Origin of the sequence: Myxococcus eversor, from assembly GCF_010894455.1 — a bacterium.
In the GTDB taxonomy this organism is placed as follows: Bacteria; Myxococcota; Myxococcia; order Myxococcales; family Myxococcaceae; genus Myxococcus; species Myxococcus eversor.
In genome coordinates, this window is record NZ_JAAIXY010000002.1 from 397,680 (window position 1) to 417,037 (window position 19,358).

At 70.0% G+C, this 19,358-nt stretch carries 20 protein-coding genes; 10 read left to right on the forward strand and 10 right to left on the reverse strand.

Annotation, left to right across the window (positions count from 1 at the left end):
* Positions 1–26: 26 nt before the first annotated feature.
* The 3 genes from G4D83_RS05070 to G4D83_RS05080 all read left to right on the forward strand — a co-directional run bounded on the left by G4D83_RS05070 (position 27) and on the right by G4D83_RS05080 (position 1,531).
* On the forward strand, positions 27–230 hold the full coding sequence (locus G4D83_RS05070; RefSeq protein WP_046710823.1) for a cold-shock protein: 204 nt from the start codon (positions 27–29) through the stop codon (positions 228–230).
* Positions 231–336: 106 nt separating this feature from the next.
* Positions 337–903, forward strand: a complete 567-nt coding sequence (locus G4D83_RS05075; protein WP_163863365.1) for an endonuclease dU — start codon at positions 337–339, stop codon at positions 901–903.
* Between the two features lie 208 nt (positions 904–1,111).
* Positions 1,112–1,531 carry a hypothetical protein gene (locus G4D83_RS05080; RefSeq protein WP_163863366.1) on the forward strand — a complete coding sequence of 140 codons (420 nt, stop codon included), beginning with the start codon at positions 1,112–1,114 and terminating at the stop codon, positions 1,529–1,531.
* A gap of 153 nt (positions 1,532–1,684) precedes the next feature.
* Here the strand turns inward: G4D83_RS05080 and G4D83_RS05085 are convergent, their stop codons facing one another.
* From G4D83_RS05085 to G4D83_RS05095, 3 genes are all read right to left on the reverse strand, one after another.
* The gene (locus G4D83_RS05085; protein WP_163863368.1) at positions 1,685–2,179 is read right to left on the reverse strand and encodes an NUDIX domain-containing protein; all 495 of its coding nucleotides are present in this window, start codon (positions 2,177–2,179) and stop codon (positions 1,685–1,687) included.
* Positions 2,180–2,336: 157 nt separating this feature from the next.
* A complete protein-coding gene (locus G4D83_RS05090; protein WP_163863370.1) occupies positions 2,337–2,834 on the reverse strand; it encodes a hypothetical protein in 498 nt (165 codons plus the stop codon).
* Positions 2,818–3,375, reverse strand: a complete 558-nt coding sequence (locus G4D83_RS05095; RefSeq protein ID WP_163863372.1) for a DUF2378 family protein — start codon at positions 3,373–3,375, stop codon at positions 2,818–2,820. The genes G4D83_RS05090 and G4D83_RS05095 overlap by 17 nt, the downstream gene beginning before the upstream one ends.
* A gap of 80 nt (positions 3,376–3,455) precedes the next feature.
* Between G4D83_RS05095 and G4D83_RS05100 the strand changes: the two genes are divergently transcribed.
* The 3 genes from G4D83_RS05100 to G4D83_RS05110 all read left to right on the forward strand — a co-directional run bounded on the left by G4D83_RS05100 (position 3,456) and on the right by G4D83_RS05110 (position 5,219).
* A complete protein-coding gene (locus G4D83_RS05100; RefSeq protein ID WP_240356159.1) occupies positions 3,456–4,181 on the forward strand; it encodes a hypothetical protein in 726 nt (241 codons plus the stop codon).
* A 78-nt stretch (positions 4,182–4,259) separates the two neighbouring features.
* Positions 4,260–4,715: a hypothetical protein gene (locus G4D83_RS05105; protein WP_163863374.1), complete on the forward strand. Its 456-nt coding sequence runs from the start codon at positions 4,260–4,262 to the stop codon at positions 4,713–4,715.
* A gap of 6 nt (positions 4,716–4,721) precedes the next feature.
* Positions 4,722–5,219: a hypothetical protein gene (locus tag G4D83_RS05110; RefSeq protein WP_163863375.1), complete on the forward strand. Its 498-nt coding sequence runs from the start codon at positions 4,722–4,724 to the stop codon at positions 5,217–5,219.
* A gap of 51 nt (positions 5,220–5,270) precedes the next feature.
* Here the strand turns inward: G4D83_RS05110 and G4D83_RS05115 are convergent, their stop codons facing one another.
* From G4D83_RS05115 to G4D83_RS05130, 4 genes are all read right to left on the reverse strand, one after another.
* Positions 5,271–8,387, reverse strand: coding sequence for an efflux RND transporter permease subunit (locus G4D83_RS05115; protein WP_163863376.1), 3,117 nt, complete (start codon positions 8,385–8,387; stop codon positions 5,271–5,273).
* A gap of 13 nt (positions 8,388–8,400) precedes the next feature.
* Positions 8,401–9,513: an efflux RND transporter periplasmic adaptor subunit gene (locus tag G4D83_RS05120; protein WP_163863377.1), complete on the reverse strand. Its 1,113-nt coding sequence runs from the start codon at positions 9,511–9,513 to the stop codon at positions 8,401–8,403.
* Complete coding sequence (locus G4D83_RS05125) at positions 9,510–10,238, reverse strand: TetR/AcrR family transcriptional regulator (protein WP_240356160.1); 729 nt, start codon at positions 10,236–10,238, stop codon at positions 9,510–9,512. The genes G4D83_RS05120 and G4D83_RS05125 overlap by 4 nt, the downstream gene beginning before the upstream one ends.
* 134 nt (positions 10,239–10,372) lie before the next feature.
* The gene (locus tag G4D83_RS05130; RefSeq protein WP_163863380.1) at positions 10,373–11,071 is read right to left on the reverse strand and encodes a DUF2293 domain-containing protein; all 699 of its coding nucleotides are present in this window, start codon (positions 11,069–11,071) and stop codon (positions 10,373–10,375) included.
* A gap of 112 nt (positions 11,072–11,183) precedes the next feature.
* Between G4D83_RS05130 and rnz the strand changes: the two genes are divergently transcribed.
* On the forward strand, positions 11,184–12,110 hold the full coding sequence (gene rnz / locus G4D83_RS05135; RefSeq protein ID WP_163863381.1) for a ribonuclease Z: 927 nt from the start codon (positions 11,184–11,186) through the stop codon (positions 12,108–12,110).
* Between the two features lie 30 nt (positions 12,111–12,140).
* On the opposite strand, the gene G4D83_RS05140 is transcribed toward rnz, so the two are convergent.
* The gene (locus tag G4D83_RS05140; protein WP_163863382.1) at positions 12,141–12,671 is read right to left on the reverse strand and encodes a hypothetical protein; all 531 of its coding nucleotides are present in this window, start codon (positions 12,669–12,671) and stop codon (positions 12,141–12,143) included.
* A 74-nt stretch (positions 12,672–12,745) separates the two neighbouring features.
* Positions 12,746–13,711, reverse strand: coding sequence for an alpha/beta fold hydrolase (locus G4D83_RS05145; RefSeq protein WP_163863384.1), 966 nt, complete (start codon positions 13,709–13,711; stop codon positions 12,746–12,748).
* 156 nt (positions 13,712–13,867) lie between these two features.
* On the opposite strand from G4D83_RS05145, the gene G4D83_RS05150 reads away from it, so the two are divergent.
* The gene (locus G4D83_RS05150; RefSeq protein WP_163863386.1) at positions 13,868–15,553 is read left to right on the forward strand and encodes an amidohydrolase; all 1,686 of its coding nucleotides are present in this window, start codon (positions 13,868–13,870) and stop codon (positions 15,551–15,553) included.
* Between the two features lie 7 nt (positions 15,554–15,560).
* Here G4D83_RS05150 and G4D83_RS05155 read toward each other — a convergent pair whose 3' ends face one another.
* Positions 15,561–17,567: a hypothetical protein gene (locus tag G4D83_RS05155; RefSeq protein ID WP_163863388.1), complete on the reverse strand. Its 2,007-nt coding sequence runs from the start codon at positions 17,565–17,567 to the stop codon at positions 15,561–15,563.
* A gap of 105 nt (positions 17,568–17,672) precedes the next feature.
* Here G4D83_RS05155 and G4D83_RS05160 point away from each other — a divergent pair, with 105 nt between their 5' ends.
* On the forward strand, positions 17,673–18,905 hold the full coding sequence (locus G4D83_RS05160; RefSeq protein WP_163863390.1) for a DUF6068 family protein: 1,233 nt from the start codon (positions 17,673–17,675) through the stop codon (positions 18,903–18,905).
* Positions 18,902–19,219 carry a DUF4286 family protein gene (locus tag G4D83_RS05165; RefSeq protein WP_163863392.1) on the forward strand — a complete coding sequence of 106 codons (318 nt, stop codon included), beginning with the start codon at positions 18,902–18,904 and terminating at the stop codon, positions 19,217–19,219. Before G4D83_RS05160 ends, G4D83_RS05165 begins: the two co-directional genes overlap by 4 nt.
* The last annotated feature ends 139 nt before the right edge of the window (positions 19,220–19,358 follow it).

Genomic DNA, 19,358 nt, shown 5'->3' on the forward strand with positions numbered 1-19,358 from the left:
CCGCACCACCCGAGAGAACGCGATACATGGCAACTGGTACCGTGAAGTGGTTCAACGATGCGAAGGGCTTTGGGTTCATCGTGCAGGACGGTGGTGGTGAGGACGTGTTCGTCCACCACACGGCCATCAACATGGATGGCTTCCGGACGCTGCAGGAAGGCCAGAAGGTGGAGTTCGAGGTCGGCCGCGGCCCCAAGGGCTTGCAGGCGCAGAACGTGCGCGCCGGCTGAAGCGGTCCGGCACGGTGGTCCCTGAAGCCCGGCATCCGCGCGCGCGGGGTCGGGCTTCTTCCTTTTGCTGTTCGGCGACGCGAGGGCTTGAGAGGCTGGACAGGCCATGCGTCTGCCCCGCTTCCCCCGAGTCATCGGCTTCGACGACGCGCCCTTCGCCCGCCGCGCGGGCTCCGCCGTGCAGCTCGCGGGCGTGGTGTGCGCGGGCACGCGCTTCGAGGGGCTCGTCTGGGGGCGCGTGCGGCGCGACGGCTGGAACTCCACGCGCGAGGTGTGCCGGCTCCTGGAAGGAGGCAAGTTCCTCCCGCAGCTGCACCTGGTGCTGCTGGATGGCATCGCCTTCGGGGGCTTCAACGTCGTGGACCTGCCGGAGCTGGCGGCGCGCCTGGGCAAGCCCTGCGTGGCGGTGATGCGGCGGCCTCCCGATTTGGACGCGGTGGAGCGCGCGCTGCGGCGCCTGCCCCGGGCGGACGCGAGATGGGCCAGGCTGCGCGGTGCGGGCGACATCCATCAACTGGGAGGCTTCACCTTCCAGGTGCAGGGCGCGGAGCCCTCCTTCGTCGCGGACGCGCTCGCGCTGGTGACGGACAAGGGCCGCGTCCCGGAGGCGCTGCGGCTGGCGCACCTCATCGGCTCCGCCGTCATCACCGGCGAGAGCAGTCAGCGGGCCTGAGTCATCCCGGACTCGATTTCACATCCGGCGTGGAGCATTCGCGTTGGCGTGGAACCCGCTGTGGGGTGGCGGCAATGTTCCGCCGTGCCGGGTCCATCCCGACACAATTCCTTTCGACTATTCCAGGGCTGACAGAGTCGCAGGGGGGGGTGTTTCGAACGGGGCCGGATGTTTGTTATTGTTTATCCTCCCCAGGAGGGAGGGGCTCATGTTCGAAGTCTCCAACGATACGAACCGTCGCACGGTCACCGTTCGGTTGAAGGGCTTTGTCCGACCCAATGAGATGAAGGATTTCGCCACGGCCTATCGGGCCGCGACGGATACGTATGCAGGAGGCCGGCACCTGGTGCTGGCGGATATGCGGGGGTTGAAGGCGCTGGAGCCGGAGTCCGCCACGATTTTCGGAGAAGTGGTGGCTTACGGTCGTCAGCGGGGTTGCTTGATGTGCGCGCATCTCTCGGATTCCACAATCGCCCGGCTTCAGACGGCGCGCGTGGCTTCCGAGGCCGCGCCCAACGACGACATCACGGTGGATTGTGTGTCCCCGGAGGAGGCGGAGCGGCAGCTCACCAAGGCCCGCACCCGCCACTTCCTGGTGAACGAGCCGGCCGCCGCCCACGCTCGCTGACGTCTCTTTCTTCTTCCCGCGCGCGACCCCCCCCTCGACTCCTTGTCGCGTCGCGCGCGGTTGTCTTCACAGGTTGTCTCGACTGAACGGCGCCGCGCCGGATGGCGAAGCCTTGCATTCGAGACATCCATTCCTGTCGCACTCGGGGGTGATTTACTTCCGGCGCTGACGCGCGTGCTCCAGGTACGCCCGCACCAGCGGGGAGACAGGAAGTCTCAGCGCGGTGTCCAGGTCGATGAACGCCGCCCAGGTGACCTCGCGGTCATCGATGGTGAGTCTTGGCTCGGTGCTCTCGGAGCCCTCGGAGTCCACGTCCAGCTCCAGGAAGCGGACATGGTCCTCCTTGTTCTCGGAGGTGCCCACCGTCTCGAAGGCGGGCCGCAGCGACGCGGGGTCTACGCGTATGCCCACTTCCTCGTGGAGCTCGCGCGCGCCGGCCTCGGCGGGGGACTCGTCCCGCTCCATGCCTCCGCCCGGCATGCTGAGCTGGTGCTTGTAGGAGTTCTGGAGGAGCAGCACCCGGCCCGCGTGCCAGACGCCCACGAAGACGCCGTGCGTCCGGGGGTGGCGCACGAGCCAGTACACCCGCGCCAGTGTGTACGCGCCCCGGTAGCCCGTGCGGGCGAGCGCATCCACCCAACGCTTCACTGGCGGCTCCGAATCTCAGGCATCCGCCCGTCATACCAGGAGACGGCCGCGCGCGGCGCGAGGGGCCCCCTGGCGAGCCCGCACCTCCGCGGGCACCTGGCAAGCCAGCACGCCCCACGGGCCCAGCAGGAGACGGCGGTGCGCGGCGCGAGGCCCTCTAGCGAGCCCGCACCTCCGCGGGCACCTGCGCGAGCCAGCCCACCTCCATGACGCCCCACAGGCCGAGGAGGATGGCCTCCGCGGCGTCATGGCGCAGCGAGGTGGGCCTGGGCGCGTGGGACCAGGCGATGACCTTGCGGGCGAGGCCATCCGCGGCGTCCTTGGCCTGGCCACCGCTGCGCTGCTCGCGGGCGTAGAGCAGCCGCTCGCGCCAGTCCTCGGCGGAGACGCGCAGCACGGGCAGCGCGCGGCGGGCGGCCTCGCGCTCCCAGACATCGGCGACGGGCCCGCCGCCCTCCAGCACCAGGAAGGCCAGGGGCCCGGTGTCCGCGAGCACGGCGGGCACGGCGCGCTTCAACCGGGACTGGCTGCCGAAGTTCTGGGAACGGTACGTGCGCAGGCGGCCGTCAGGGCCGTAGAGGGCCAGGCCCGAGCGCAGGCCCAGGTCGACCGCGAGCAGGCCGGGCCCGGTGGACGACTCAGGCTCCGAGCCCATCGCGCCAGGTGCAGCGGTAGGTGACGTCCGCGGGGGTGAACTCGCGCACGGTGACGACGGGTTGGATGGCGCCGGTGGCGCGCAGGCCCGCGAGCACGGCGCCCTGGGTGAAGTAGCGGATGGGGCCGGCCTCGTTCATCCAGAGGTCGACCTCGGTGGTGGACACGTCGTCGACGCGGGCCTCGGTGTAGTTGTTGCCGGAGCGGAACATCTGCCGTGCACGGCCCACGCCCCGGCGAGGGCCCAGGAGCTGGATGACGCTGAAGAGGGCTCGGCCCATCACCGTCTCGCGGTAACCGTCCACCATGCGCTCGCCGAGCAGGGAGTAGGCGACCTCGGCTGATACATCCGAATGGAGCTCATGGGCGGTGACACGGACGGCGGAACACCATGTGTCGAAGACGTAGGCCGGCTGGAGCTTGCGTTCCAGGTCCAGGCCCACGTCGCGCAGCCGCTCTCGCAGGGCTGGCGTGACACGTCCCGCGAGTCCGCGCACGAAGAGGCCTTCGAAGGTGTGCTCGAAGACGAGCTTCTCCGGCATGTTCACCAGTGTACTCCGGTCCTTTAAGCTGTGGCAGCGGGGTACGGAATTCCATGGGTTTACAACGAGAGCTGGCCGTCATGGCCATGAATGCAACGCCGTTGCCGGGCAAGACGAACTTCCTGGAGGAGCTGGGTGTGGCGACGCCGGTGCCACGCATCCGGGGTTCGATTGGGGCGGTGGCGCGCGAGCCGTTCCTGGCGTTCGACAACAAGCGGCTGTTCGACTTGTTGGTGGCGTTCACCATCGCGGACTTCCCGGATGGCGCGGGGTGCTCGGACTACTTCAATCCGCACACCCCTTGGTACAACGTCTTCTATGGCGCGTACGGCGTGCGTTCGTACAAGCGCGACGGCAATCCGTGGGGTTTCCGGAGTGACGGGCGGCCGGACGTGGAGGAGATGCTGGAGATTCCGCGGCTGGACTACAACTTCCTGACGGCGGGGGAGCTGGGTTGTCCGGCGTCGCGGATGTGCTTCGAGGTTCGCGAGGTGACGACGGGCCGGCATGGCGCGTGGCACAGCGCGGACGTGGCCTGCGTGATTCCCAGCGGGCTGCACCGCACGGAGGACGCGGACTCGCCGGACCTGAGCTACTACGCGGTGTTCGGGATGCCGGAGGAGGACTACCTCGCGGGTGGCCGGGAGAGCTACGAGCCGGTGGCCATGCGCGGACGCATGTACTGGCGCCCGGTGGCGGACCGCCTCACGCTCGTCTGGGGCGGACTGTGTCCGGACACTCCGGATGGACAGAGCCTCATGCACGCCATCATCGACGCGATGACGCCTGTGTACGCGGGCGGATGAAGCCCCGAGCGCTCACGGGCAGACAGGTGCTGGCGCATTCGCTGGGCCGCACCAGGGCCCATCGATACGCTGGGCCCCATGACCTGGCGGGCACGAAGCAGGCACCGAATCCTCGCGTTCGTCCTCCTCGGCTGCGCCCTGCTCTCCTGCGCCCACGTCGATGACGGGAGCGGAGGCGGCTTTGGCCGCAACAGCGCGGAAGCGCGAATCACCCACCTGATTTCGGAGGGCCATTTCGCGCAGGCCGAAGCGCTCGTGGCTGAATCGACCTCGGCGGGTCTGGTGGAGCAGTCCGCGGCAGCGGCCTTGCGCAGGCAGATTGCCGACCTCTCCATGAAGCTGGGAGAGATACCCGCCCGGCTCCAGCGCGTCCCGAGCTTCCCCTCCCGGCTCAAGGACTTCACGCGCCACGAGCTTCAGAAGATGTATGACTCGGAGAACTTCAGCATCGCGACGAAGAAGGAGCTTCAGACCGCGCTGAAGCTCTTGAAAGATGTAGCGAAGGACAACTCCCGATTGCTTCAGAAGCTGTGAGCCCCCATGCACCCGAGCCCCCACGAACTGCTGGAGTTGTTGTCGGAGGCGAAGCGCCTGGAATGGGGGAGCGAGGAGCAACTGAAGCTGCTCGAACGCCTGCGCGTCCGCTGTCCCGCCCATGTGCCAGGACTGCTGCTCTCCAGCAGGGCGCTGCTCTGGGCGAAGGAGGACCTCCCAGACCCCGCCGCCTTCTTCGCGGAGGTCGAGCAGTTGCTCCTGGGTGCCGTCGACGCCTCGGACAGGACGCCTGAAGCGCTCATCGGAATGGCCCGCTTCAAGAGCGTCGTCCGCGACTCGCCGTTGGAGGCAGAGGCCCTCTATCGAGAGGCCGCCACCCGCGCGTTGAGCGTCCTGGAAGAAGCCTGGGTCGGCCTCGTGGAGGCTCTCGGAGAGCAGGGAAAGACAGAGGGGGCCGCACGCACGGCCGACATCGCCAGCAAGGTGTTCCCCGACTCCAGCGCGCTCGCCGAGGCACGCAAGTTCGCGGGCCTCAAGGACTGAGCCACCTTCTGACACCGGGCCCGAGACACTCGCTCGGGCCCGGCGCTGTCGTCACGCGGCCCGGCTGGGCCCGGATGACACGGGGGCTTCTTCGGGCACGGGCGGCGTCTCCACCTTCGGCGTCTTCCAGAACCTGACCTTCTCCATCGCCGCGAACACCACCGGCACCACCAGCAGTGTCAGGAACGTCGAGGTGATGACGCCACCAATCACCGAGATGGCCATGGGCGCGCGGAACTCCGAGCCCGTCCCCGAGCCCACCGCCGTCGGCACCATGCCAATCGCCATCGCCGCGCTCGTCATCAGAATCGGACGCAGCCGCCGCGGCCCCGCCTTCATCAGCGCCACGTCCACCGAGTCCCCCTCACGCAGGTGCTGCAACGCACCGTCGATGAGCAGAATCGCGTTCTTCGTCACCAATCCCATCAACAGGATGACGCCAATCATCGCGCCCATCGACAGGTGATACCCCGTCACCACCAGGCCCAGCAGCGCACCCACCAACGCCAGCGGCAACGACGCCATGATGGTGAACGGGTGCTTGAAGGACTCGAACTGGCTCGCCAGCACCATGTAGATGAAGACGAACGCCAACCCGAACGCCAGGGTGAAGGCCTCGTTCTGCTCGTCCAGGCTCTTCATCTGCCCGTCGTAGACGATGGCATAGCCGGGCGGCAGCGGTGACAGCTTCACCTGCTCCTTCAACGCATTCGCGATGTCTCCCAGCGCCGCCCCCTTCGCGAGCTGCGAGTACACCGCGATCTGCCGCTCCCGGTTCTCGTGCTCGATGACGCTCGGCCCGTCGCGCAGCTCCACCTGCGCCAGGTCCGACACCGGCCGCAGCCCACGAGGCGTATACACCTCCAACTGCGCCACCCGCTCCGGCGTACTCCTGTCCCGCTCCGCCAATCGCACGCGGATGTCCGTCTCGTTCGTCCCCTCGCGCAGCTTCGCCACCACGTCGCCGCTGATGGCCAGCCGCAGCTGCGTCGCCAGCCCCGCCGCGTTGATATCCGCGTCGCTCGCTCGCGCCCGGTCGATGCGAATCTGGAGCTCTGGCTTCGGCGGGTTCGCCTCCACCCGCACGTCCTCCGTGCCCTTCAGCCCGCGCAAGATTCCCGCGACGCGCTCCGCCTCCTGGTTCACCCGCGTCAGGTCCGGCCCGGTGATGCGCACCATGATGGGGTAGTAGTCGCCCAGGCCCTCAATCGTCGGCGGGTCGCTCAGGTTCACCCGCGTCGCCACCAGCGGCGTCAACAGCGCGCGCGCCTCGTCCTTCAACACGGGGATGCCCTTGGTGCGTTCGCCCTTCCCCACCGTCAGCACGCGCATGCGCGCCTTGTTCACATCGCCGTTGGTGCCGACGATGGAATAGATGGCCGTGATTTCCGGCAGCTTGCGCAACAGCGCCTCCGCCTCTCCCGTGCGCGCCTCCGTCTCCGACAGGCTCGACGAGTCCGGAAGCTGCAAGTCCACCAGGAACTGCGAGCGGTCCTCCGGCGAGATGAACTCCGCGCCCAGCCGGCTCGCCGCCCCGAAGGACAGCACCAGCACCACCACCGTGATTCCCGTCGTCGCCCACTTGTGCGCCAGCACCCAGCCCAGGATGCGCGCGTAGACGCGCTCCGTACCGTCCAGGAAGCTCCGCAGCCCGGCCGCCACCGCGTTCTCCTTGTGGACCTCTCCCGGCACCCGCTTCTTCGCCAGTCGCGCCGACAACATCGGGTCCAGCGTGAAGGAGATGAACAGCGAGACAATCACCGCCGCGGAGATGGTGATGCCGAACTGCTTGAAGAACTGCCCGACGATTCCGGGCATGAAGGCCACCGGCACGAACACCGCCACCAGCGACAGCGTCGTCGCGAGCACCGCGAGCCCCACGTCGTTGGTGCCGTTGGCCGCCGCGCTCATCGGGTCTTCGCCCTTCTCCAGCCGGTGCGTAATCGCCTCGCGCACCACCACCGCGTCGTCGATGAGCAGACCGATGGCCAGGGACAACCCCAACAGCGTCATCTGGTTCAGCGTGTAGTCCAGCAGGTACATCACGAAGAACGTGCCGATGACGGACGTGGGCAGCGCCAGCGAGGAGATGAACGTGCCGCGCCCGTCCAACAGGAACATCAGGATGATGAGCACCGCCATCGCGCCACCGAAGACGAGCGCGATCCACACCTCGTGGGCGTTCTCCCGGATGAGCTCCGACTGGTCGATGAGCAGCGTGGCCGTGAAGCCCTGCCCGACCTCCGGCGCCATCTCCTTGAGCACCTGCTTCACCGCGTCGCTCACCGCCACCGTGTTGGAGCCCGGCTGCTTCACCACCTCCAGGATGACCGCGTCCTGGCTGTTGAGCCGCGCCACCGTACGCCGCTCCGCCACGCCGTCCGTCACCGTGGCGATTTCGCTCAGCCGCACCTGCGAGCCCGTCCGGCTGCGCGCCACGGGCAGCGCGCGAATCTCGTCCACGTCGCGGAACTGGCCCAGGGAGCGCACCGTCAGCTCACTGGCCCCCAACGCCAGACGTCCCGCCGGCAGGTCCAGGTTCTCCGCGCTCACGCGCTGGGCGATGTCCAGCGGCGACACCCCCGCCGAGCGCGCCTTGTCCAGGTCCACGTCGATTTGAATCTCACGCGTGTCGCCACCGGTGATGCGCACCTCGGCGGCGCCCTCGAGCTGCGCGAGCGCGGGCTTGATTCGGTCGTCGATGAGCCGGCGCAACGACTGCGACGGCATGTCCGCCGACACGGCGTACGTGAGGATGGGCGTCGCGGAGAGGTCCACGCGGCCCACCACCGGCGCATCCGCCGTCTGCGGCAGCTTGTTCGCGATGCCAGCAATCTTGTCGCGCACCTCCTGCACCGCGCGGTCCACGTTGGTGGACAGGGTGAACTGCACCACCACCGTGCTCAGGTTCTCCCGGCTCCAGGAGTGAATCTTGTCCACGCCGCTGATACCCGCGACGGCGTCTTCCACGGGCTTGACGACCTGGGTCTCGATTTCTCCCGGACCCGCGCCCTTGTACACCGTGGTGACGACGACGACGGGGAAGGACACGTCCGGATACAGGTCCGTGCCCAGGCGCCCCAACCCCATCAGTCCGAGGACGATGAGGCAGAGCGACAACATGGCCGTGAACACCGGCCGACGAATGGAGACGTCGCTGAGGAACATGGACGCGCTCCCCTTACTTCACGGTGACGCGCGAGCCCTGTGACAGGCCCGGCGTGGGGTGGTCGATGACGGACTCGAACGGCGAGCGGGCCAGCACCACCACCTCGCGCTCACGTCGCTCCAGCACCTGCACGTCCACGCGGCTCACCTCGCCGCCACTGCCCACCACGAAGACATGGTCCCCGTTGGAGGACGACAGCGCCGTGCCCGGCAGCACCCGCGCGTCCTGGTCCTCGCCCAACAGCAACACCGCGCGCGCCAGCGTGTGCGCCACGAAGCGGCCATCCGCGTTGGGCACCGCCAGCTCCACCGGCACCCGACGCGTGGCCGGGTCCGCGGAAGGGAGGATGGTGCGCACCGTCGCGTCCTCGGTGAACACGCCCGGGCCGCCAATCGACTCCACCCGCACCTTGGCGCCGGGCTTCAGCCGCGAGCGCAGCGACTCCGACACCGTCGTCCTCAGCAGCAGCGTGTCCAGGTTCTCCAGGTTGAACAGCGGCGTGCCCGGCCCCACCGTGGCGCCCGTCTGCTCGGGTGCGTCGATGAGCGTGCCCGAGAACGGCGCTCGCAGGTCATGCCGCCGACGCGCCGCCCGCGCCTGCGCGAGCTGGGCCTGCGCCGCGAGCAACTGCGCCCGCGCCTGCGCCGCCGTCGCGGAGCTGGCGCGGTTCTGCAAGTCGCTCACCCCGCCCTCCTTCTGGAGCGCCTCGTTGCGCGAGGCCACATCGGAGGCCATCACCGAAGCGGCTTCAGCGGCCGCCACCGCCGCCTGCGCCTGCGCCACCTGCGCGTCGACAATCTCCACGTCGAGCTGCCCCAACACGTCGCCCTTCTTCACCGCCGCGCCCTTGCCCAGCTTCACGGCGGCGAGCCGGCCCCCTACCTCGAAGCCCACCTGGAGCGCCTGCGCGGGGAACAGCGTGCCCGTCACCTCTTCCCGAGGCGCGGCGCGCACCGTGCGCGTGGCCACCAGCTTCACCGTGGGCACCGCCGCGTCCGTCTTCGCGGCGGCGGCCGGCGTGGAGGAGGCATCCGCCTTGCCACACGCGGACAACGACAGCGCCGTGACGACGACACCCAGCGCCGCGAGCGCACGCGGGGCGGAAGGTTTCCAGATGGAGTTCACGGGCTTTTCCTCGGGGTGTGGCGGGTCTTCGCGCGGGCGGGAGGCCGGCGCTGGGAAGTCGTGGGGCGCTTGGCCCGGGAGACAACAGGCTCCGAGACAGGCGCGGGGGCATCGAAGCGGGGCAGCGTGCCGCCCTCGCACAGGCGCTGGAGCGTGTATGCCCAGGCGGACATGTCTGGCTTCTCCGTCAGGTGCACCATGCGCTGGGACAGCAGCACGTACGCGCCGACGATGACGGAGGCGAACAGCTTCGCGTCCATCTCCTGGTCCGCCGCGCCCGCCTCCTGCATCCGCCGGAAGTCCCCCGCCACGCGCTCCACCTGCGCCTCCGTCATCCGCCACAGCAACGATTCGAAGGGCGTGCCCTGGCTGCCGCTGACGAGCACCGAGACGACGTCGCGGTAGGACCACATCAGCTCCAGCGACTCCAAATCGAAGGCCGTCTCCAGCTCGACGAATCGCCGGTAGCGCTCGCTGTGCTCCAGCCTGTCGCGAGAGCCCATCACTCCCTGCCCGAGGAAGTGGCGCTCCACGGCCGCCATCCGGCGCCCGTTCACCTCGTTCAGGTGCGCCTCGAACCGGGCCAGCACCTCCCCGAAGAGCGCCTCCTTCGAGGGGAAGTGCAGATAGAAGGCGCCCTTGGACAGCCCACACGCGGCGGTGATGTCCTCGATGCGCGCCCCACGCAGCCCCTTGCGGGCGAACTCCGCCCGGGCCGCGTTCATCAAGGCTTCCCTGGCATGAGGGTCAGCGGGTCTCGGCATGGCGGACCCGTTACTAACCCGGCGGTCATTAATGGCGCAACTTGACTGACCGACGGGTCAGAAACCCGCCCGCTATTCCAGTCCAGGCGTCCGAATCAACCCTGGCGCGCACCAGCGCCCACATTCATCAGGGCGGTGCAGAGGGGACACGCCGTGGGCCCGTGGGGCACGTCGCGGCGGTGCAGGTCCAGCACGGCGCGGGAGATTTCCGCCAGCTCGCGGCGCACCTCACGCCGCGCGCCCTTCACGCGGGCAATCTTCAGGTTGTCGTAGCTCGTCGTCTGGTGACGCATCCACGCGATGACGGCGGCCTCCGCGCGGCGCTCCACGGGGATGCGCTCCGTGCGGGCCACGGTGCCGCTGCCCACGGGCGTGGCATGCGCGGCGACGAGCACGGCCAGCCGCTTGCCGTGGGGCAACCACGCGGGGGAGAAGGCGAGGAAGCGCAGCACGGCGTTGGCGAAGTCGACCTCGTACTGCTCCTGCTCGCGGGCGCGGCGGTCTCGGCCAGCGGCCAGCTTCTTCGCGTAGGCGGGCGTGGCGCGCTCGGACTCCAGCGCGGCGCGGGCCTGGTGGATGTGCGGCTCGGGGGCCCACACGCCTCGGGAGAACAGCTTGCGGCCCACCTTCTCCACCACCGTCCAGGTGGGGCCGGCGGCCTTCACGCGACGGGTGAGGCCCGCGTCACCGGGGGGCAGAAGGGCCCAGCCCTCCGGCACGGAGAGCACGCGTCCATCCGGGGCACGCACGCGGCGAGGGTCGGGGGTGGGAGCGAACGTCAGGGATTCAGGCATGGCGGTGTCTGGGACGGCGGCCTCATAACACGGGCGGCTCCAAACCCTGCTAAATGGCGCCTCGCGCCGTGGGTGTGGCGCGGGAGACTCTCTTCGCGTGGGAAGTGCCGGCATGTCCCTCCTCAAGCTCACGTTCCTCGGCACGTCCGCCGCCCAGCCCACGCTGCACCGCAACCTGTCCGGGCTCGCCGTGAAGGCGGACACGGACCTGCTCCTGTTCGACTGCGGCGAGGGCAGCCAGCGACAGATGGTGCGCTTTGGCACCGGCTTCACGGTGGACGCGGTCTTCTTCACGCACTTCCACGCCGACCACTACCTGGGAATCATCGGCTTCCTGCGCACCCTGGGGATGATGGGGCGCGAGCACGCCATCCACCTGTATGGCCCGCCGCCCGCGCGGCGCCTCCTGCACCAGGCCGTGCACCTGGGCGTGGAGGCCATGTCCTTCCCCATCGAAATCCACGAGGTGAAGGACGGCGACGTCATCCGCCGCGACGGCTACTCGCTGCACGTGGTGGGCGTGGACCACCGCATCAACGCGCTGGCGTACGCGCTGGTGGAGGATGGCCGGCCGGGGCGCTTCCACGTGGAGAAGGCGCGCGAGCTGGGCGTGCCCCCGGGCCCCAGCTTCGGCAAGCTCCAGAAGGGAGAGGCCGTGACGCTGGAGGACGGGCGGACGGTGACGCCTGCGGACGTGCTGGGCCCGCCGCGCCCCGGACGCCGGGTGGTCATCTCCGGAGACACGCGGCCGTGCGCCGCGGTGGTCAACGCGTCGAAGGACGCGGACCTCCTCATCCACGAGTCCACCTTCTCCGATGACGAGCAGGAGCGCGCGGAGGAGACGCACCACTCCACGGCCCGGGAGGCGGCATGGGTGGCGCGTGAGGCGGGAGCGCGGCGGCTGATTCTCACCCACCTGTCCAGCCGCCACGACACGGACCCCGCGAAGCTGCTCACGCAGGCGCGCGAGGAGTACAAGGGCCCGCTGGAAGTGGCGTACGACGGCCTCACCCTGGAGCTGCCGCTGCGCGACGAGTAGCGCGCGCGAGCGGCGGCTCGTGGGGAAGCGCTACTGGACCTTGTCGGCCTCGGCGCGCAGCGTGGCGGCGGACTCGGCGTCCACCTTCTGGAGCAGCTCCCACTCCAGCTCCGCGTCGCGGTTGATGTTGCCGCCGTCGGCCCGGACGCTCGTCTCATTCAGCTCCTGGGAACGGCCGCCGGAGCTCGCGCTCTTGGTTTCGGTGGCGAGTTGCTTGTGGAACTCGATGGCGCACTGGCCGGGGCCGCGCTCGGTCCCCTTGACGTGGTAGCGCACCTGCGTGGTGCCCAGCGACGAGGGGGCGCCGTGCATCAGCCACTCGGAGGTCGCCTCGAAGCCCTGCGTACCGACGCGCAGCGAGTAGCCCTTCTCCTTGAGGAGGGCCAGCGCCTGCGGCCACACCTCGGCGATGGGCTTGCGGTACACGTGGGTCCGCGTCTTGTCGTGCAGGAAGGCCTCGCGGCGGCGGCCGGCGCAACCCGCGGCGGTGGTCAGACAGAGGGCGGCGACGACCAGCAGCGCGGTGGGCCCGAGCCGGGACTTGGACAGGTTCAGGTTCATGACGACTCCAGGGAACGTGAGACGCCGCAACATCCCTCACGCCCCGGCTCGCGCCAAGTCCCCCGCTCCCCCCGTCAAGTCCCCCGGTCAGGAAGCTTGCGTGGGGCAACTATCTTTTCCCCGCCTGCCTTCGCTCGGGGTGTGGCCAATGGTTGGCGCTCCAGGTGTTCGAGAATCTCCGAGGCCACGCGCTCGGGCGCCTCCAGCGGCGGGAAGTGGCCCACGCCCGCCAGGTATCGCACCTCCGGAGGTTGCTCGAAGTAGGGCTCCAGCCCCACCGTCAGCTCGCGGCCGAGCGCGGTGTCCTCCTCCCCCCAGACGAGGCGGAAGGGCGCGCGGATGCGCGGGTAGGTCCGGAGCAGTCGCCTGGCCCCTCCCGGAGTGAAGAGTCCTCGCAGGGCCTCGCGGTAGTAGTCCACGGCGGCCCGGGCCGCGTCCGGATGGGCCAGATTCTCCGCGTAGGGCGCCAGGCGCGCGTCACTCACCTGGGCACCCTTCGCCATGCCGCGCCGCATGAGCGCGGGCACCCGCCGGCCCCCTTCGGCGGACAGGGCGCGCTCCGGGAGCCAGGGGAGCTGGAAGTAGAACATGTACCAGGAGCGGCGCAGTTGCGCGGGCCGCCAGATGCGCCGGGCCAGCACGGACGGGTGGGGGCAGTTCACCACCGTCAGCGTGGCCACGACGTCCGGGTGCATGGCGGCCACGTGGTAGGCGATGGCACCGCCCCAGTCATGTCCCACCAGGTGCACGGGCCGCCCCGGCTGGAGATGGCGGGCGAGCTGGTAGACGTCGTCGGCCAGCGTGTCCAGGTCGTAGCCCTTGCGAGGCCGGTCCGTGCCGCCATAGCCGCGCAGGTCTGGCGCCACCGCGTGGTAGCCCGCTGTGCCCAACAGCGGCAGCACCTCGCGCCAGCTCTCCGACAGCTCCGGGAAGCCGTGCAGCAGCAGCACGAGGGGCCCGTCGGACGGCCCCGCCTCCAACGCCTGCATGCGCAGCGAGGCCAGCGGAATGGACAGGGAGGCGAGCGTGGAAGAGTCCATGGGCGCGCACGTTAGGCGCCGCGAGCCTGGACTTGGGGGACCTTCGTGCCGCCTCGCGTTGGACTCCGGACGCTGGCCCGCGCGAGGCGGGTGCGCCAGAGTGTCGCGCGCCCGTCCCCAACCCCGGGGCGGCCTCCCAGGCAGGTGCGCGAAACGATGCTGCGACGACTCGGCGGACTCCTCGGTGCGGTGCTCCTTCTCTCGGCCCTTGGCGGCTGCACGCGCAACACGCCGGGCGCCGAAGCCACGGGCACGTCGGTGTACGTGGCGAAGCGCATCCGCACGCTGGACGCGGCGCGGCCCCAGGTCGAGGCGCTCGCGGTGCGCGAGGGCAAGGTGCTGGCCACGGGCACACGCGACGAGGTGCTGGCGGCCGCGGGCCCCGGCGCGCGCGTGGTGGACCTGGGCGATGCCACGGTGGTGCCGGGCCTGACGGACTCGCACGGCCACCTCTCCGCGCTGGGCCAGTGGGAGGCGACGGTGAGCCTCTTGGGGGCGACCTCCAAGGAGGAGGCCGTGGCGCGCGTCGCGGCGGCGCCGAGCACCTCGTACCAGGGCGAGTGGCTCGTCGGTCAGGGGTGGGACCAGAACGACTGGACGGAGAAGGCCTTCCCCACCCGGCAGGATTTGGACGCGAAGCACCCTGGCGTACCGGTGATGCTGACGCGCATCGATGGACACGCGGCGTGGGTCAACAGCGAGGCCCTGCGGCGCGCGGGCGTCACGCGCGACACGAAGGACCCGGATGGCGGACGGATTCTGCGCGGCGCGAATGGCGAGCCCACCGGCATCCTCGTGGACAACGCCATGGGCCTCGTCTACGCGGTGCTGCCTCCGCTGACGGAGGAGCAGCTCTCCGCCCAGCTCACCGCGGCGCTCGCCCGGGCCGCGCGCGTGGGCCTCACCGGCGTGCACGACGCGGGCATGGACCTGCGCACCTTCCGCCTCCTCCAGCGCTGGGACAAGGAGGGCAAGCTGCCCCTGCGCGTCTACGCCATGGCGGATGGACAGACGTCGGACCGGGAGACGTACCTGCGCGACGGCCCCTATCAGGGCGAACGCCTCACGCTGCGCGCGGTGAAGCTCAGCCTGGACGGCGCGCTGGGCAGCCGGGGCGCGGCGCTGCACCAGGACTACAGCGACGAGCCCGGGCACCGGGGCCTGTTGATGATGGCGCCGGAGGAGTACGAGCGGCGCGTGAGGGCCTTCATGGCCGCGGGCTTCCAGGTGTGCACGCATGCGATTGGAGACCGCGCCAACACGCTGGTGCTGGACACGCTGACGCGCGCGGCCGAGGCCACGGGCACGAAGGACGGCCGCCACCGCGTGGAGCACGCGCAGGTGATGCGATTGGAGGACATCGACCGGCTGGGGCGCGGCGGCTTCCTGGCCAGCGTGCAGCCCACACACGCCACCAGCGACATGCCCTGGGCGGAGGCCCGCGTGGGTGCCGAGCGGATTCGAGGCGCGTACGCGTGGCAGCGGCTGAAGGCCTCCGGCGCGGTGCTGGCGTTGGGCAGCGACTTCCCGGTGGAGCGGCCGGACGTGCTCGCGGGCCTCTACGCGGCGCGCACGAGGCAGGACGCGCGCGGCACGCCCGAGAATGGCTGGTACGCGGACCAGCGGCTGAGCGGCGAGGAGGCCCTGGAGGGCTTCACGGTGGGCGCGGCATACGCCTCCTTCGCGGAGGCTCGGCGCGGACGATTGCAGCCCGGTATGGACGCGGACTTCGTCGTGCTGTCGGTGGACCCGGTGGACGCGCCCGTCGCCGAGCTGCCAGGCGCCCAGGTGCGCCTGACAGTCGTGGGCGGCGACGAAGTCTACCGCGCAACGGAGAAGTGAGTGCCGCCTAGAAGGCGGCCTCCGAGCTGAGCGACTGGACGCGGCGGTTGAGCTCCTCTTGAGCCACCTGCCGCTCCTTCGCCAGACGCTCCAGGTCGCGGGTGATGGCCTCCAGCCGGTCCTCCTGCTCGTTGAGCTTGGCCACGAAGCGCTCGGCCAGCTCACGCTGGGACACGCCGCTCTTGAGCGACTCGATGTTGGCGCGGATGCGCTCCTGGTCCTTGAAGAGCTGGGCGCGCTCGGCGGTGAGCTGCTGCTCGTCGCGCGTCAGCGCCGCCACGCGCTCGCGGATGGCGATGACTTCGCGCAGCGCGTCCGCCATCTTCGCGTCCACGTAGCGCTGCGACAGGAAGAAGGCCACGTCGTCCGGGCCCGCGCTGGAGACGGAGTACTGCCGGTGGCCGCGCGTGCGCTCGGACACCACCAGCTCGTCCTGCGAGCCCGGGGCCAGCTCGCGCTTGAAGCGCCAGAAGCCGTCCGTCGTCTCCGCGGGCGCGGGCATGTCCTTCTCCAGCTCCCAGCCCGTGCGCGGGTGCTCCACGTAGAGGACCTGCGCCCGCTTCCCCTTGTTGCGCACCAGGTACTTCGTGCGCCGCACGTGGAAGTACTCCACCACCAGCGAGCCCCGGCTCACCACCGCGCGGAACACCGGCCCGTCCTCCGTGTTGTCCTCCACGGAGACGACGCAGCCCAGCTCCACCGCGTACGGCACGAAGCGCGTGTCCAGCGGCTTCATGGTGTCGAGCATCGCCTCGCCCACGTACCGCTCGTCCTCCGTCACCGTCACCGGCCCGCCCTCCAGCGTCAGGCCCGTGGTGTTCTTCAGCTCGATGCAGGCCATGGGGTTCTTCTCGCGCGTCGTGCGGTTGTAGAGGAGCACCCGGCGGCCCTCGAAGGGCTTGTGGAGGATGGGCACCAGCGCGCTCTGGTTGCGGTGCACCGTCACCGGGCGGTCCACGCCGTACTCGAAGAGGTCCCCCACATCCTTCGTCAGCGTCGTCACCTGGTTGCTCTGCTCCATCACCTCGCGCAGCCGGGGGCCACCGCCACGGGCCGCACCTCCCACCAGGCTCGCCTCCTTGCGCATCTTCTTGGAGCGCTCCGGAGCCGCGGCGGCGGGTCCGGCGCTCGCCATCGGCATGGCCGCCTCGCTCTCCATCATGTCCATCGAGCCGCCGAAGCTCTCCTCCGGAATCACCGGCGCGGCGGCGGCCTCCGTGCGCACCTCCACCACGGGCCGCCTCATGTAGCGGGGGTTGTAGAGGTCATGCACGAAGGACACCGGCAGCCCCGCGACGAGCGCCAGCGACACGTCCACCCAGTCCTCGTCTCCCGTGTTGTCCACCAGCGCCCAGCCCTGGAGCAGCGGCGACTCGCCCTCATCCAGGAGGATGCGGTAGCTGGTCTTCCACACCGGCGCTTCCAACACGTAGCTGACGAAGACCTCCCGCTCACCCTCGCCGGAGGTGAGGATGGACATCCGCTTGCTGTCCTTCTTGTACGAGGACAGCACCGTGGCCAGGTAGAACTCCAGGTCCTTGCGCACCGCCTCGTCGAGGAACTCCAGCTCCGCGATGTCGAGCACGTCGAAGGTGCGCAGCGAGCCGCCCACCAGCAGCGTGAGGAAGGGCCGCACCACGCTCGTCTCGCCGGCCGCCACCGCGAGCGACTCCAGGCCGATGATGGCGCCCTCCACCTGGCCGCCGCCCACCCGCGCCCGCACGCGCGCGCCCTTGATTTGACCGAGCAGCGCCGTGAGGCTGCCGTCCTCGGGAATGCGGATGGTGGCCTCCGAGAGCAGCTGCTCCAGCGGCTTGGTGGAGTCGTAGCTCACCGCCGACACCGAGCCGCCCGACAAGTCCAACACCGTCAGCGACTTCAGCACGTCGTTCATGTCGCGCGCCTTGAAGTCCAGGTGCAGCGTGTCGCTGCCCGTGACGCCGCCTCGGCGCTCGAAGTAGCCGACGCCATGCTTGTAGAGGACGACGCGACGGATGGGCAGGTTCGTGGCCATGAGCGATGGAACTCCAGGAAGTTGGGGACAGCCTGCGCTCCGGTGTATCAAGCCCGCCCAGGGGTCGCGCAATGCCGCGCTCAAGCCCCACGAGGTGTCGCCCGAATGCGAAAGCCCACCGCAACCTTCCTGTCACGTTCCGCGCTGATGTGCGCGGCGCTGGCGTTTGGCGCCGGCTGTGAGAGCACGAAGCCGCGCGCCGTGAGTCCCACTGACGGCGTGCCCGTGACGCAAGGCGGCGCGGCGGAGGCCCCCACCGGTACGGCCGCGCCGGAAGCTCCCACGTCGACGCAGGGGAAATCCCCCTGGCATCGCGCCCGGGTGGGAGACCGGGTCGTCTATTCGTTCTCCGCGATTCGCACGCCGCCCCGCGAGGCGCAGGGCGGCTCGGCGGCGGCGGGGAAGCTGACCCTGGAGGTGGCGGCGGTGGAGGGCTCGCGCGTGTGGCTGACGCTCGACATCGTCGATGACGCGGGCAGCCCGCTGACGCAGCCGAAGCTTGCGCGTCGGCTGGTGCTCCCCATGCGCGTGGACGCCTCCAGGCCGTTGGCGGTGGCGCGCGAGGGCACGGAGACGACCGAGCAACCCTCGGCCGCCGGCCGCACGTGGGAGGCGAAACGTTACCTGCGCGACAATCGTCCCGTGGATGGTCCGCTGGAGAACCGGCTGTACGCGGTGGACGCGGGGCCGCTGTACCTGACGAACGGACTGCTCGACGCGAGCACCACGCTGTCCGGCTTCGGCGGCGCGGGCAGCCATCAACTCACGCTGGTGTCGATGCGCCAGGGGGCGGAGGGCGCGGGCACGGCGCCGGACCTGGAGTGGCCGCTGGGTCCTGGTACGTGGTTCGACCGGGAGATGGAGGCGGATGGCACGAAGACGGTGCTGCGCACGTGTCAGTCGGCCGAGGCTGGCTTCGTGCTGCGCACGGAGGCGCCGGTGAATCCCGCGGTGGATGAGGCGCCGTGCCAGGACTTCTCCCAGGCGAGCGTGCAGCCGCTGGAGGAGGTGCTGCTGTCGTTCATCTCGATGGGGCTGGAGCCCAAGCAGTGGCCGCCGGTCGTCCCCAATGCGGCGCCCGCGGTGCGCGAGACGCTGGCGGTGGGCGCCAAGCGGGTGTCGGCCCTCCTGGTCGACTCCACGGAGGGACCGGCGAACGCGAAGCAGGTGCGGACGCAGGGGTTCGCCGCGGACCCGTGGGAGAAGACGTTGGGCGGGCTGGCGCACGAGGCGCGCTTCGAGCCGCTGTCCGACTTCACCTATCGCGTCTCGCCCAAGGGCAAGCGTGAGTCGCAGGGCGGCGCGAAGCTGACGGGCTTTGGTGCCTGGCAGCCGTGACGGCGCTCTACACGGTGGTCATCGAGGTGGAGCCCGGGGCCGAGGACGCGTGGAACCCGTGGCATGAGGGGACACATGTCCCCGAGGTGCTGCGGGAGCCCGGGTTCCTCGGCTGCCGCAAGTGGCGCGATACCGAGCCCGCGAAGGACGGGTGGGCCCGGTACGTGTGTCACTTCGAGCTGGCCGGTGAAGCGGACTTCCAACGCTACACGGTCAGCGACGCGGCGAAGCACCTGCGCGCGGAGTCACTGGCCCGCTTCGGGACGGTGACGCGGTATTCGCGGCAGGTGCTCACCGAGGTGAAGCGGTTCTGACGTGGGCGGCGCCCGCGAGGTGAACTCGCGGGCGTCGGCCGGTAGCTCCAGACACCCCGCCACCAGGCGCGCAGTGTCCTCTTTTGCCAATTCCTGCCCAGGGCTCATCGCTGTCCCTTGAGCCGCGAGCGTGGGAAGT